Source organism: Leptospira kanakyensis (assembly GCF_004769235.1).
In the GTDB taxonomy this organism is placed as follows: domain Bacteria; phylum Spirochaetota; class Leptospiria; order Leptospirales; family Leptospiraceae; genus Leptospira_A; species Leptospira_A kanakyensis.
The window spans coordinates 53,579-67,528 of sequence record NZ_RQFG01000001.1; the positions used below are offsets into that span (position 1 = coordinate 53,579).

Annotated in this window: 13 protein-coding genes and 1 tRNA gene; 10 read left to right on the forward strand and 4 right to left on the reverse strand. The window is 39.7% G+C overall.

Annotation, left to right across the window (positions count from 1 at the left end; translation table 11 throughout):
- The first annotated feature begins 28 nt into the window (after window positions 1-28).
- From fusA to prmC, 7 genes are all read left to right on the forward strand, one after another.
- A complete protein-coding gene (gene fusA, locus EHQ16_RS00240) occupies window positions 29-2,146 on the forward strand; it encodes an elongation factor G (protein ID WP_135637486.1) in 2,118 nt (705 codons plus the stop codon).
- A gap of 102 nt (window positions 2,147-2,248) precedes the next feature.
- Entirely contained in the window at window positions 2,249-2,890 is a 642-nt protein-coding gene (locus EHQ16_RS00245) for an LIC_10271 family cell wall hydrolase (RefSeq protein WP_135637488.1), read from the forward strand.
- Window positions 2,890-4,119, forward strand: coding sequence for an amidohydrolase family protein (locus EHQ16_RS00250; RefSeq protein WP_135637490.1), 1,230 nt, complete (start codon window positions 2,890-2,892; stop codon window positions 4,117-4,119). Before EHQ16_RS00245 ends, EHQ16_RS00250 begins: the two co-directional genes overlap by 1 nt.
- A 25-nt stretch (window positions 4,120-4,144) precedes the next feature.
- Window positions 4,145-5,197, forward strand: coding sequence for a tetratricopeptide repeat protein (locus EHQ16_RS00255; protein WP_135637492.1), 1,053 nt, complete (start codon window positions 4,145-4,147; stop codon window positions 5,195-5,197).
- 11 nt (window positions 5,198-5,208) lie between these two features.
- Window positions 5,209-5,841, forward strand: a complete 633-nt coding sequence (locus tag EHQ16_RS00260; RefSeq protein ID WP_035983956.1) for a Crp/Fnr family transcriptional regulator — start codon at window positions 5,209-5,211, stop codon at window positions 5,839-5,841.
- A 2-nt stretch (window positions 5,842-5,843) separates the two neighbouring features.
- A tRNA-Arg gene (locus EHQ16_RS00265) sits at window positions 5,844-5,916 on the forward strand.
- A 7-nt stretch (window positions 5,917-5,923) separates the two neighbouring features.
- Window positions 5,924-6,808: a peptide chain release factor N(5)-glutamine methyltransferase gene (gene prmC, locus EHQ16_RS00270; protein WP_135637493.1), complete on the forward strand. Its 885-nt coding sequence runs from the start codon at window positions 5,924-5,926 to the stop codon at window positions 6,806-6,808.
- 5 nt (window positions 6,809-6,813) lie between these two features.
- On the opposite strand, the gene EHQ16_RS00275 is transcribed toward prmC, so the two are convergent.
- Entirely contained in the window at window positions 6,814-7,227 is a 414-nt protein-coding gene (locus EHQ16_RS00275; RefSeq protein WP_135637495.1) for a MarR family winged helix-turn-helix transcriptional regulator, read from the reverse strand.
- Window positions 7,228-7,397: 170 nt separating this feature from the next.
- Here EHQ16_RS00275 and EHQ16_RS00280 point away from each other — a divergent pair, with 170 nt between their 5' ends.
- Window positions 7,398-8,249, forward strand: coding sequence for an alpha/beta fold hydrolase (locus tag EHQ16_RS00280; protein WP_135637497.1), 852 nt, complete (start codon window positions 7,398-7,400; stop codon window positions 8,247-8,249).
- Window positions 8,250-8,309: 60 nt separating this feature from the next.
- Here the strand turns inward: EHQ16_RS00280 and EHQ16_RS00285 are convergent, their stop codons facing one another.
- From EHQ16_RS00285 to EHQ16_RS00295, 3 genes are all read right to left on the reverse strand, one after another.
- Window positions 8,310-10,412 carry a hypothetical protein gene (locus EHQ16_RS00285; RefSeq protein WP_135637499.1) on the reverse strand — a complete coding sequence of 701 codons (2,103 nt, stop codon included), beginning with the start codon at window positions 10,410-10,412 and terminating at the stop codon, window positions 8,310-8,312.
- A gap of 351 nt (window positions 10,413-10,763) precedes the next feature.
- The gene (locus EHQ16_RS00290) at window positions 10,764-11,747 is read right to left on the reverse strand and encodes a malate dehydrogenase (protein ID WP_135637501.1); all 984 of its coding nucleotides are present in this window, start codon (window positions 11,745-11,747) and stop codon (window positions 10,764-10,766) included.
- 31 nt (window positions 11,748-11,778) lie between these two features.
- Entirely contained in the window at window positions 11,779-12,828 is a 1,050-nt protein-coding gene (locus EHQ16_RS00295) for a DsbA family protein (protein WP_135637503.1), read from the reverse strand.
- A 163-nt stretch (window positions 12,829-12,991) separates the two neighbouring features.
- Here EHQ16_RS00295 and EHQ16_RS00300 point away from each other — a divergent pair, with 163 nt between their 5' ends.
- Together EHQ16_RS00300 and EHQ16_RS00305 are read left to right on the forward strand one after the other, a co-directional pair.
- Complete coding sequence (locus tag EHQ16_RS00300) at window positions 12,992-13,309, forward strand: hypothetical protein (protein ID WP_135637505.1); 318 nt, start codon at window positions 12,992-12,994, stop codon at window positions 13,307-13,309.
- Window positions 13,310-13,311: 2 nt separating this feature from the next.
- Window positions 13,312-13,950 carry a hypothetical protein gene (locus EHQ16_RS00305; protein ID WP_135637507.1) on the forward strand — a complete coding sequence of 213 codons (639 nt, stop codon included), beginning with the start codon at window positions 13,312-13,314 and terminating at the stop codon, window positions 13,948-13,950.

A 13,950-nucleotide genomic window follows, 5' to 3' on the forward strand; every position in this document is an offset into this window, starting at 1 on the left:
CAACTTTAACCTTATTTTTGAGGAAAATATGACCTCTGCGACAGAAACAAAACGCGACCCTAAATTGGAAAGAATCCGTAACATCGGAATTTCCGCACACATTGACTCAGGGAAAACAACCCTTACAGAACGTATCTTATTTTATACGAACAAAATTCACGCCATCCACGAAGTACGTGGTAAAGACGGTGTGGGTGCGACTATGGACAGTATGGATCTTGAAAGAGAAAGAGGGATCACTATCCAGTCAGCTGCAACTTATGCAACTTGGAAAGACATTACGATCAACATCATCGACACTCCGGGTCACGTTGACTTCACGATCGAAGTAGAACGTTCCCTTCGTGTACTTGACTCTGCGATTATGGTTCTTTGTGGGGTTGCGGGTGTTCAGTCTCAGTCCATCACAGTTGACCGTCAGATGAAACGTTATAGTGTTCCGCGTGTTGCTTTTATCAACAAACTTGATAGAACTGGTGCGAACCCATGGAGAGTGATCGAACAACTTCGTGAAAAACTCCACCTCAATGCACATGCTGTACAACTTCCTATCGGACTCGAAAACGATCTGAAAGGGATTGTTGACCTAGTAGAGATGAAAGCGTATTATTTCGAAGGTCCAAACGGACAAGATATCAAAATCACTGATATCCCTGATGAATTAAAAGACCAAGCTAACGAAAAACGTGAATCTCTTCTTGATGCAGTTTCTCTTTTCAGTGATGAACTCACAGAAGAGATGTTAGAAGGTGCACCAACTGAAGCACGAATCAGAGAAGCGATTCGCCGTGGTGTTCTTGCACTTAAATTTGTTCCTGTATTTATGGGTTCTGCCTTTAAAAACAAAGGTGTTCAAAGACTTCTAGATGGAGTTGCTGATTACCTTGCATCTCCTTATGATGTTGAGAACAAAGCAAAAGAAATCGGAAACGAAGAAAACGAATTCAACTTAGAATCAGATCCAGAAAAACCATTAGTTTGTCTCGCATTCAAACTAGAAGATGGTCGTTACGGTCAGTTAACTTACGTTCGTGTTTACCAAGGTAGACTTGAAAAAGGTATGACGATCTACAACTCTTCTAACAACAAACGCCACAACATTGGTCGTCTTGTTCGTATGCACTCAAACGATATGGAAGATATTTCGAAAGCAGAAGCTGGGGATATCGTTGCTCTATTCGGTATTGATTGTGCCTCTGGGGATACATTCACTGATGGAAAAGCAAAAGTGACTATGGAGTCCATGTTTGTTCCAAACCCGGTGATCTCTCTTACAATCGAATGTAAAGAGTCTAAACAACTTCCAAACCTTGCGAAAGCTCTGAACCGTTTCACTAAGGAAGATCCTACCTTCCAAACAGAAATCGATAAAGAGTCTGGCCAAACCATCATCAAAGGAATGGGAGAACTCCACCTAGAAGTTTATATCGAACGTATGAAACGGGAATACGGAGTGGATCTAGTCACAGGAGCACCGCAAGTAGCTTACCGTGAAACGATTACTAAGTCCGCAGAATTTGATTACACTCATAAAAAACAAACGGGTGGTCAAGGTCAGTTCTCTCGTGTGGCTGGTTTTATTGAACCAATCCCACAAGAAGAAGGAAAAGACTACGAATTCGTAGATAAAATCGTGGGTGGTTCCATCCCTCGTGAATACATCGGATCTTGTGACAAAGGTTTCCGTTCTTGTTTAGAAAGAGGATCCCTCATTGGATTCCCTATCATTGGAGTTCGTTGTGTGATCAATGACGGTGCTTACCATGATGTGGATTCATCGGATATGGCTTTCCAAATTGGTGCTCGTTACGGGTTCCGCCAAGGATTTGGAAAAGCAGCTCCAATCATTCTCGAGCCAATCATGAGAGTGGAAGTAGAAGGCCCAACTGAATTCCAAGGAGCAATCCTTGCTTCGGTAAACCAAAGACGTGGTATGATCTTAAACACAACTGAAGAAAATGGTTATGCTAAGATCGAAGCAGAAGTTCCTCTTGCTGACATGTTTGGTTACTCGACTGTGCTTCGTTCCTCTACTCAAGGAAAAGCAGAGTTTGCTATGGAATTTTCCAAGTATGCTCCAGTTCCAAGAAACGTTGCGGACGAGCTTATGAAAAAATACAAGGTGAACAACAAAGACGAAGAATAATTTTCATTCTTCTCTTAAGTTCATCTTGGAAAAGGCGGGGGAACCCGCCTTTTTTATTGCCCTCTCTCTTTTAGCTGTCGATACATTTAGAAGGGACAGCGGATGCGAAAACTTCGATACTTTCTAATTTTTTTAGGGTTCTTTCTTTTATCTCCCGTTTCCGCCAAACAAAGTCCAAAATCGGAAATCCCAACTTCTTACCGAGTGGTCAAAGGGGATTCCTGGTTTGGGATTGCTCGGAAATTCAAAATCTCCGCAGAAACCTTAGCCAAGTTAAATGGCCGCACCACCACAGAAAATCTCTATGAAAGAGAACTACTGCGAATTCCCAAAGGGAATGAAAAGATCTCTGTTTCCTCCCCCGAATCACTCATCAAAGAAAAACCTTCTTACCCTTTGGAGAGGAAAGAAAGAGTCGTAAAAAAGTTTTCAGAACTCACTTACGATCCTCATAAAGGGATTCAGTTCCAAAGGGGAACCTCTTCCCTTGTACGGGCAAGCCTTCCTGGGAAAGTAGTCCATGTAGATTATATGGATGGGTATGAAAACTTTGTTGTTCTAGAACACCAAAACGGTCTCTATACGGTGTACGGAAACTTGGAACGAATCCAGGTCACAGAAGGCCAAGAAGTAAAGTCCAAAGACCGACTCGGAATTTTATCCAAAGACAAAGGCCTCTACTTCCAAGTGAATAAACAAAAACAGAGTTTAAATCCCGAACGAATTTTGGAGGGAGGAATTTAATGGTTAACTCTATCCTTTTCCAATCAGCTTCTGTTTATAGGAATGGAAAATTAGAAACGAATGACCTCTTTGTTGAAGGTGAAAAAATTTCTAAAATCGATACAAATTTATCACCAAACAATGGTTCTATAACAATTTCATTAAAAGGGAAAAAACTTTATCCCGGTTTTATCAACTCCCATGACCACCTACTGGCAAGTTACCTCCCGAAAGTGGGAGGGAATGAAAAACACAAATCCTGGTTGTCCTATGACAATTTATATAAAAGTTCTGGGGTATTTGCTGAACGCCAACAAGTGGATCCTGAAATTTTATATTATCTAGGGGCCTATAAAAACCTTTTTGCTGGTGTCACAACTGTTTTTGATCACATCCCTCACCATGTACAAAATCCATTTCGAGGAATCCTTCCCGTCAAACTCATTTCCGATTATACTTTAGCACATTCCATTGGAAATTATAGTTTGGGTTGGGGAGAGGGTCCGGCACTCGAATATAGAATGGCAGAACATGCAGGTCTTCCTTTTGTCACACACTTAGCGGAAGGTTTAGATGATGATTCCAAACAATCTCTTCGTTTGTTAGAAAAAATGGATGCACTTGGCGGACACTCTGTCCTCGTACACTGTTTGCCATTTGGACAAAAGGACGTTGAAAAAATCCTAGAAAAAGGTGCATCCGTAGTTTGGTGCCCTACTTCCAATCTTCATGTCTTTGGAAAAACTACTAATATTAAACTCTTTTTAGATATGGGAGTTAACGTATGTTTGGGGACAGATTATTCTCCTAGTGGATCTGTAAATCTTTTAGAAGAGCTAAAAACAGCTAAGTCCATTTACTTCGGATTGTATGGCGAAGAATTACCAGAATCTACTCTACTCAAAATGATTACTGAAAATCCAAGGAAGGCATTCCGATTAGGAAATCCAGATGCTTTGATGCCAGGTCTTTCTGCAGATTTACTTATAATCAACGATGATAAAAATAAATCAGAAATCAATGTTTCAGAACTTTCCTGGAAAATGATCGATCTAGTTGTGATTGATGGATATCCGATTTATGGCGCAGAAGAATACCGCTCACTCTTCTTACATTTTGGTTTAGAAACGGAAGAATTATCGATAGATGGTAAAATCAAATTGGTTGCTGGTTCACCAAAAAAACTCTTGAAACAAGTTTCTGACAGCGTCGGTTATAAAAAGAGTTTGGCTTTTTTACCTAATTTTTGAAAATGAAGCGCAAGCGAGGCATGAGTTGTCAGGTCCCATAGTACGTAATTACAAAGGAGGTTCCATCGTCTACTTCGAGAAAGACAAGGCGGAGGATATCTTTGTACTACAAAAAGGTCGTGTTGTACTAACTTACACGAATATCAACGGTGTGGAACTGAAAGAGGACGTAAAACTCGGTGAGTTTTTCGGAGTTAAGAGTGCCATCGGTCGTTACCCCAGGGAAGAGACTGCTCAAGTCATAGGAGCCGCTACAGTTCTGGTCTTCAAAGTCCCAGAATTCGAAAAATTTGTCTCAGACAAAACCCATCTCATCATCAAAATGCTAAAGGTGTTCTCAAGCCAACTCCGGCAAGTCCACCGCCAGGTTAGGGAAATCCTCGGACAAGGGGAAGCGAAGAACCCAGCCTTCGAACTTATGAATGTGGCCGAAGTTTATTATAAAAATGGAAACTTTGAACATGCTGCCTACGCTTTCGAAAAGTATTTACAACATTACCCGGACGGAATGTACACTGACCGAGCCCGGCAACTTGTTGACCTAGCTCGTAAAAAAACACCATTCCCTCTCACCATACAAGAATTAGTTTATAAACCGGAACCAGGAGCCCAAGCTGGGAAACTCCAAGAAATGCTAAAAACAATGGCTGTTCCGGCACAAAACTCTGGTTCGAGTATTGATCCCAATTCTATCCTTTCCCAATATGACAAAGCATCCACACTGATGAATGCAGGGAAATATGCAGAGTCCATTGACTTATTCAAAACCGTTTCGGAAAGAACAGATTCTGTTACCCAAGAAGAAGAACAGTTTGTGGAAAATTCATTATTCTATATGGGTAAGTCCAGTTTCAAAGCTAAGGACTATCCTGGAGCCATCGCTCATTTTTCTAATTTTATTAAAAAATACCCCAAAGGTTTATTACTCAAAGAAAACCTTTACCACCTAGCACTTGCTACAGAAGCTTCGGGGGAAAAAGAAAAAGCCAAACAGTTATTCCAAAAGGTAACACAAATGCCACCTTTGGATGATAGTATCTCGGAAGATGCTAAATCCAAACTCAAAGGAGGCAAATAGTGAACGACCAAATGTTAGAAGCCATGTTTGGAAAATTTGGAAAAGTATTCCAACCAAACGAAGTATTGTTTTGTGAATACGAACCCGGAAATGACTTTTATTTAATCAAAGAAGGAAAAGTCAAAATTACTAAAACCATTGGAACCAGTATCAAAACCTTGGATGTTTTGGAAGCTGGGGATATTTTGGGAGAGATGGCCATTTTAGAGGAACAACCTCGTTCTGCCACCGCCATTGCTGTCACGGAAGTGAAAGCCCTGAACTTCAACCGTGCAAACTTTGAAATGTTAATGACAAAGAACCCAGCACTTGCCATGAAACTCCTTCATATTTTTTCCTTTCGGATTTATGACCAAAAACGCCGCCTTATGATTCTTCTTATGGATGATATCATTGGAAAAGTATGCGACGTCTTTGTGATGTTATACGAAAAGCAGTATAACAATGATGTATACAACGAAATTATCCTTTCAGCCACCGTGGATGACATTGCCAATTGGTGTGCCCAACCTGTAGGGGAAGTCCAAAAGGTCCTCATGCAGTATGTAAAAACAGGCAAACTAGATCTCTATCCAGATAAAATTGTTATTCACAATATCTCCGATTTTCAAAGGATAGTGAATCAGAAACGTAAACCTACGTAAAAGCTCCCATAGCTCAGGTGGATAGAGCACTAGTTTCCTAAACTGGGGACACAGGTTCGAATCCTGTTGGGGGCAAAAGATCATGGCGGAACAACCAGGAACTCTTCTTTATTATCTAAAACGATCCACAGAATTTCTGGAGAAAAAGGAAATTCCAAACCCTCGTGTGGATGCCGAATGGATCCTTTCTGATCTTTTAAATCTCCCCCGCATCAAACTCTATTCTCAATTTGAAATGCCGCTGGGACAAAAAGAAATCGACATTTACCGCGAACGAATTGTAGAACGAAGCAAAAGAAAACCTGTCGCTTATATCACTGGTAAAAAGGGATTTCATAAATTTGAATATTTTGTAACGGAAGATGTCCTCATTCCAAGGCCTGAAACCGAAGAATTAGTGGACTATCTTTGGAAAAGAAAAGAAGAACTATCCCTTGTCGAATCAAAAGAACTTCAAATTTGGGATCTTTGTTCTGGGAGTGGATGTATTGGTCTTAGTCTCACACAACTTCTACCATCGAGTGTTGTGACTCTCTCGGACATTTCTGAAAAAGCAATTGCCGTGAGTCGTCGTAATGCGGAAAAATACAACTTAAACGAGAGAACCAAATTTTACGTTTCTGATTTGGACACATTAATCCCTAAAGATTTACAATTTGATTTGGTTGTTTCGAATCCACCTTATATCCCCGAATCAGAAAAACCTGAGATTATGCCAGATGTACTCGACTATGAACCACATATGGCACTTTTTGTTTCTGATTTTGAATATTTCCACAAACAATTGTTATCCGCAGTATTTAAAAGATTAATTCCAGGTGGAAAACTAATGATGGAAACCCATCCTTTGTATATGAATGAAGTGGAAGAGATCGCAAAAAAATTAGGGTATGTTTCTATAAAAAGAATCTTAGACAGTTCGAAGAAAGAACGTTTTCTCTTTGCCGAAACGCCGTCTGCATCCTAGTCATCTTATCTCCCTTTGCCAACAAGTCGGACTGAAGATTGGATTTTAAAAAGTAATAAATAAAGTTCTTTTTCGTCTGTTTCTGTTAGATCCTTTCGAAAAACAAGATCTGCCGATGCGATGATGGGAAGTCCCTTCTCCCAAACTTCTTTTCCCTTTTTGGTAAATCGTAAATTGTATTGGCGTTTGTCAGTTTCTGAGATTTCGCGTTTCACCCAAGTTTTTTTGACCCAACCATCCACGAGTCTAGAAATAGTGGTTTTGTCTTTTACCAAACGTTCACTCAATTCCTTTTGGTTTAAACTTTCCGATTCTGACAAAGGAAGAAGTGACATCCATTCTTCAAACCGCATCCCCATTCTTTTTTTTTCGAATTCGTCCGCAAGAAACCTCCTCATTAGCAGCAAAGTTTCACTCATATAAATTCCGAGATGGTTTGCAATTCCGTTCCCTTTCACAATCACAGTCCAGTAGTTTTATAAAAACTTTCAAGTCTTTTTTAGTTGCAATTATCAACCATATAGTTGTATATTGCAACTATATTCAAAACACAAAAATAGAAAATATTCGCAACCTTTGAGGAAATGTTATGGAATGGAAATACCAAACAATTGAAAGAGAGGGATTTAACCTCCAAGTGGCAAAAAATAACACTGACGGCCCATCCCTATTTTGGATTGGGAGTGCTTTGTATTATCCAAGAGTGATCCCGGAAGAAATCTCTGAAAAATACCAAATCACAGTGGTGGACCAAAGAGGTTTTGCCAAACGAATAGGCAAAAAAGTTGAATCAAAAGAAGATTATTTTTTGGAAAAACTATTAGATGATTTTGTTTTTCTCCAAACGGAATTGAAAGTACCAACCTGTCCTATCGTGGGCCATTCGGGACATGGGTATATGGCACTAAGTTATGCCGCCAAATATCCAGAAAAAGCCAAGAGCCTTGTGATGATCTCCACAGGCCCAAGCCATGGAACTCCCATGTTAGAAGCAGAAGTTTATTTTCAAAAATATGCATCTGGTCTTCGCAAAGAAGCACATTTGAAAAATTTATCTGAGTTTCAAAAAAATATAGAGAGAACCCCTGAGGATTTTTTTATCCATTACTGCGTGAGTTTGGAAGCCAAAGGGTTTTACAAAATTCCCTTTCCCTCTAGAACGTTTTGGGAAGGAATCCATACAAACAAACTCGCCTTTGATTACTTGTTTGGTGAAGTGTTTCGTGATATAGCTGTTTCCGATTTTTTTAAAAAACTATCTATTCCCACTTGGATTTGTATGGGGAAGGAAGACTATCAGGTGGCACCATACTACACTTGGGATCCCATCTTAAAAGAGTTTCCAGAAATCAAAATGACTGTGATGGAAGAATCGAGCCATTTGCCTTTTTTCGAAAGGCCAGAGGAATTTTTAAATCAGCTGGAAATTTGTTTGGACTAAACATAAGTTAGAAAAATCGAATTCGGTTCCTTCATTTTTTTCTTTTTGATTGATTAGGAACTACTGCACAACCCAAATCCCCTGGGTGAAGGCTTGGTTCCATTTATAAAAACTTCCAACAACAATGGGAACTCCTCCAATCATAGAAAACGAACTTAAGTTTCCACTTTGTAATTGGGAAAAATTACGATCAACTCCACCCGTTTTATCAATTTTTGCCAATGCTGTTTGAAAATAAAGATTCAAATCATATTGACTCAAACTGAGTAAATATAAGGAATTACCGTCGTCTGACAGACCATATACGGAACTTCCAGGAACTGTCATTGTGAATGGCAAAAGTTCTTTTTGTTCCAAATCAAAACCAGCCAACAAATAACGGCTTTGCCCATTTACGGAACTAAACTCCCCAGCAAAATAAATAGCTCCTCCAAAGATATGAATCGTTTTGATAGTCCCTAAACCCGTTGTGATTCCAATCGGATTGTTATTCGGAGTTGTGATCGGGTCTGCAAAATTTGCAGTAAAATTTGTCACAGTGGCCCCTGGCAAATTAAGACATACCATACCGGCTCTCGTATTTCCAGATACAGTAGTAAAGGTGCCAGAAACAAAGAGTTCTGTTTCACTAAAGACAAGTTTTCTTACAGAGCCATTAAAATTTAAATTGGGCCAGAGAAGAGATCTTGATGTCCCACTCAAATCTATTTTTGCCAACCGATTGATACTGGATGCGTCTACAGTGGTAAAGTCACCACCAACATAGAGAGCGTCGTCTTTCACAGCTAAAGTTTGTATTTCACCGGCACTAGCTCCGAACGCTGGGTTCCAATTGCTTGGTTGTGCTGTTCCAAAATCCAATTCAACAAATCCATTCCGAGTGGAGGAACCCACTTGAGTAAAGTTACCCGATGCGTAAAGATAGTTTCCATGGAAGGTGATATCATTGATAAGTCCGTTAAAATTTGGAGTAAAATTGGTAATCGATTGGTGATTCAAATCTGCAGAGAATAAATAATTACGATCAACAATATTAGTAAATATATAATTCCCACCAATAAACAAACGGTTGTTCCACGGCAATATAGACTTTGTTGAAAAATTTGAACCATTATTGTACAAACCTGGATTCCATGAATCAGTGACTGTTCCAAAAGTGGAATCTACTTTGACTGCACTGGCCCTGGATTGCCCATTCACTGAATCAAAATTTCCAACAAAAAACACGGAATCATTTGTTTCATAAACATCCTCTAAAGGGTTTAAAGAAAAACTTGAAATAGCAGGAGCCCATGTATCAGGGGATCCAGCACCTGACAAAGAAACTCTAGCCAAAAAGTTCCGAGGTGTACTGCCACCAACTAAAGTAAAACTCCCACCGAAATAGGCCTTTCCGTCTCGAATCAATAGTTTGGTAACCTCACCATCAACATTAGGATTCCAAGAAGTATCCAGACCATCCGAAGCATTAATCGCTCCTAAATTATTCCGAGTGTTTCCATTGATACTTGTAAAATTTCCTCCGATATAGACAATCCCACCGGAAAGAGAAACGGTTTTTATCGATGCTCCTGAAATCGAAGGTTGCCAACTTGTGGCAATTCCTGTAACCAAGTCAACAGCTCCCGCAAATTGGCGGAGTTGACCACCTAACGAAGAAAAATACCCACCTACGACAAAAGCAACTCCTTCACCAATTGCAATATCATTTGGTTGGACATCTGGATTTGGATTCCAGGAATTTACTTGGCCAGAAGTCAAATCTACAGCTGCTAAATAGTTTCGCGTATTTCCATTTACAGCCGTAAAATCACCTAAAAGATACAAAACTCCTGCATGAACTGTAACTTTATTCACAACTCCATTGATCACGACATTAAAATTAGGATCTAACTTTCCATCGGAAAGGAAATGAGCCAAATACGTTCTGGTTTTAGTGTTTGCGATTTGGAAATGTCCTGAAACAAAAATCCCACCCACTCCATCTAACACAGCACTAGTGACGCGAACTGCCCCTAAATCATTGAAGTTCATAAACTCTTCTGTCGGGAAAATAGTGCCTGTATCTAAATTAACGAAACTCCCGCCACCAACAGGGACTCCGACCTTTGTGAAATCACCGGCAAAGTAAACACGACCATTCCATTCTTTTACTACCTTCACATCACCATTAGTACCCCATCGAAAATTTAGTTTAGAGGTCGGGAAATCAAGTCTGATACCGCAATGAGGACTTCGATCCACAATCGCAACTTTAACGATTATGGTCTCCCAAAATGTACGTGATTTTGCGTCACAAACATTATTCAGTTCGGGCACCGAGCAGGATATAGTAGAAATTATTACAAATAAAAAGATAAGAATTTTATGAAAGGGAAACACATTCAAAGAAATAATTTCTAAACTAAATTAAGTCAATAAATATGTCATAATATTCGATTAGCTGCAAATAAAAAAACCCGCCACCTTACAGTAAACGGGTCTTTCAAGTTTTAGAAAGAGTATATATTAGGGTTAACCTAACATATCTTTGACTTCGTTTCTTTCTTCTTTTAACTCGTTGTGAGTGATGTCAAATTTTTCCTTTCCGAAAGCATTGATTTCAAGACCAGTAACGATCTCTACTTTTTTTCCATCTGATTTGAGTGGGTATCCAAAGATAAGACCTTTGTCCACACCATACTCACCATTGGAGTGACATGCAGCACTGAACCAGTCACCAGCTTTTGTAGGAGTGACAATGTTATGCACTGTATCAACTACTGCGTTTGCTGCAGATGCTGCAGAAGAAGCTCCGCGCGCTGCGATGATGGCTGCTCCACGTTTTTGAACCGTAGAGATAAAATCACCTTTCAACCATTCGTGGTCAGAAATCACTTCTGTTGCTACTTTTCCTTTGATTTTTGCATTGTAAAAGTCTGGGTATTGCGTTGCGGAGTGGTTTCCCCAAATGGCTACGTTTGATACATCTTTTACAAGAACTCCTGCTTTTTGAGCAAGTTGTGTTTTTGCACGGTTTTCATCCAGACCTGTCATCGCAAACCATCTGTCAGACGGAACACCTTTTGCATTGTTCATAGCAATCAGTGCATTTGTATTACATGGGTTACCAACCACGAGAACTCTTACATCACTTGCAGCATTCTTTTCGATTGCTTTTCCTTGAGTTGTAAAAATTCCACCGTTGATTTTAAGAAGGTCTCCCCTTTCCATTCCTGCTTTTCTTGGAACAGAACCAACAAGGAGTGCCCAGTTGATGTCACGGAACGCTTCATCGATGTTAGAAGATACAGATACTTTTTCGAGTAACGGGAAAGCACAGTCATCCAATTCCATGATAACACCTTTGGCAGCAGGAAGGGCTTGTTCCAATTCCAATAATTGGAGTTCCACTGCAGTGTCAGGTCCAAACATTTGTCCTGAAGCGATACGAAATAGAAGTGCGTATCCGATTTGTCCGGCAGCACCTGTAACAGCAACTTTTACTTTTTTGCTCATATAAATTTTCCTTTAATTTTATAATTTATGATTATTGTTTTAATTCTTTTTGGATGATCTCATCAAAGTTTTCGAAAGGAAGTGCTCCCGATACAAAGATCCCGTTGATAAAAAATGCAGGAGTTCCACTCACACCAACCTTTTGTCCGTCTTGGATGTCTGCATCAATTTCTGATTTCAAACGAGGTGCATCTTTCATACAAGTTTGGTATTTGTCTTTAGGCATACCTGCTTTTAAAACTAAAGCATCTACATTACCTTTACTTAAGTTTCCACTGTTTTCAAAAAGTGTATTGAATACATCCCAATACTTCCCTTCTGAGATGGAACAATTAGCAGCCATATGTGCATACATTGCATCTTGGTGGAAAGGAAGTGGGAAATCACGGAAAACCCAACGAATTTGGCCTTTATATTTTTCGCGAAGTTTTTGGTTCACGTCTTGGCTTCGTTTGCAAAATGGACATTCAAAATCAGAAAATTCGATGATTGTGATTTTTGCATCTTTTGGCCCGATGGAAGGATTATTTTTTTCTTCCACTGTCACCCGAACCGCTGCTGGTTCTTTAATTAAAAATTCAACAGGATACTTAGTGACGATATCACGATAAACAGCTCGGCTATGTTCTTGTTCTTGTTGGTTTTTTAAGAATCCAACAATTTTATCCTTAGTTTCATTTAAGGACTTACCACCTAACTGTTCTTTATTGGACATGTATACATTTAGAATTTCTTCTTCTGATGGCTCTCTCGGAGTAAAACCTTGGTTTAATACTTCTGATGGTTTGATGTTTTTGTCTTTGGCAACCAGTTCAAATAGTTTGTCCTGAGCAAATTCACCAAGTGTGTTTTTGATCAGACTTTTGTATTCTGACTGAAATTTTGAATAAGCAATGGGTGAAGTTTCTTTCACATCACTTAGGTCATATTTTTTTCCGCCGATGCTCACTGCATCTTGGGTAATGTATTCCCTAACAAAAGAAGGAACACTGACGATAAAGAGAAGGGCGAAAACGATGTTGGTCGCAAGTAAGATTTTGGAGATGGGATTTTCCATCCACTTTTTAAAAATATTTTCCATCCCTGCCAGCTTCCCGGCCATAAAGCGGGCAATCAAACGGAAAAAAGCTAAAAAAACAGAGGATTTTCGCTAAAGCCATCCGCGAAATATCCGAAAATCTGAGGGAGGGAAAAGACAATTTTTTCTCAAAAGAGCTGATCCTGAACACGGAGGTTTGGGAAAAATGAACACGATTAACATTCAAGGAAATTCGCACCTAACGGTTCCTCCCCCGCTCCCAACCCAAACGGGGAAACAATCAGAGGATGGAAAAGAATCCTTACCTGAAAAATCCCAAGTGGCGCGGGCTAACAAAAATGTGGAGAAAGAGCAGGAGACAAAGGTAAAACCAGAAGATTTGGTTTTGAAACCAACTCCCGCTTCTTTGGAAGAAAAATTAAACCAAATCATCTCTCCCGAAGAAGTGAAAGATTTACTTTCTCTTGTCACAAGAACTCCCCTACCGGAGCCGAAAAACCATAAGGTAGATACAAAAAGGTAAGATTGTTCCTTAGCATTGCCATTCTTGACAGCTTCATCCTAGTCCTTAGCGGGGTTTTAACCATCTCCATTTTGGGACTGGGGTTAGTTGTGTACAACCAATTCATCCATCCCATCCTTTCCAGGAAAGATTCCGATCGCTTCATCCCAGTCCAAACCGGAGACAAATATGATCTTGTTGTGGATGAACTGAGCCGGTTTGCAAGTTTTCAAGTCGGAAGTAAAACTGGCCAACTCGCCACTCGTTGTAATGCCATCTCGGAAGACCACCTCATCTTCCAATTTAAAAAAAGTCGCGATAGCGAAGATTATACCATTACGGTTTTAAAAAACGGGCCCACTTTTTACAAACCTCCCAGAATGGAACATTATGGGAAAATGGAATCCAAAGAAAGTTTTGAATCTTATGAAATCATAGGCCACCCTGCTGAATTCAGAATCTCTGATAAAATCGCAAAAGAAAGGATGGTGAACTTTATCGAAGTCTCCCTTACCTCTTCTTTTTATTTCAATAGATCCGGAAAAGAAAGGATGAAGTTTACCTTTGAAGTGGGAAAAATCCAACCAGGGATTAACAGAAAGGTTCGGTTCCGTGGTGATGTGTATGGGTTTGGAAAAGAAGAAGGTGCAGACGAAGACTAA

Coding starts and splice junctions, on each gene's coding strand:
- fusA (WP_135637486.1), top strand. CDS start 29: ATGACCTCTGCGACAGAAACAAAACGCGACCCTAAATTGGAAAGAATC.
- EHQ16_RS00250 (WP_135637490.1), top strand. CDS start 2,890: ATGGTTAACTCTATCCTTTTCCAATCAGCTTCTGTTTATAGGAATGGA.
- prmC (WP_135637493.1), top strand. CDS start 5,924: ATGGCGGAACAACCAGGAACTCTTCTTTATTATCTAAAACGATCCACA.
- EHQ16_RS00290 (WP_135637501.1), bottom strand. CDS start 11,747: ATGAGCAAAAAAGTAAAAGTTGCTGTTACAGGTGCTGCCGGACAAATC.
- EHQ16_RS00260 (WP_035983956.1), top strand. CDS start 5,209: ATGTTAGAAGCCATGTTTGGAAAATTTGGAAAAGTATTCCAACCAAAC.
- EHQ16_RS00295 (WP_135637503.1), bottom strand. CDS start 12,828: ATGGAAAATATTTTTAAAAAGTGGATGGAAAATCCCATCTCCAAAATC.
- EHQ16_RS00280 (WP_135637497.1), top strand. CDS start 7,398: ATGGAATGGAAATACCAAACAATTGAAAGAGAGGGATTTAACCTCCAA.
- EHQ16_RS00300 (WP_135637505.1), top strand. CDS start 12,992: ATGAACACGATTAACATTCAAGGAAATTCGCACCTAACGGTTCCTCCC.
- EHQ16_RS00245 (WP_135637488.1), top strand. CDS start 2,249: ATGCGAAAACTTCGATACTTTCTAATTTTTTTAGGGTTCTTTCTTTTA.
- EHQ16_RS00275 (WP_135637495.1), bottom strand. CDS start 7,227: ATGAGTGAAACTTTGCTGCTAATGAGGAGGTTTCTTGCGGACGAATTC.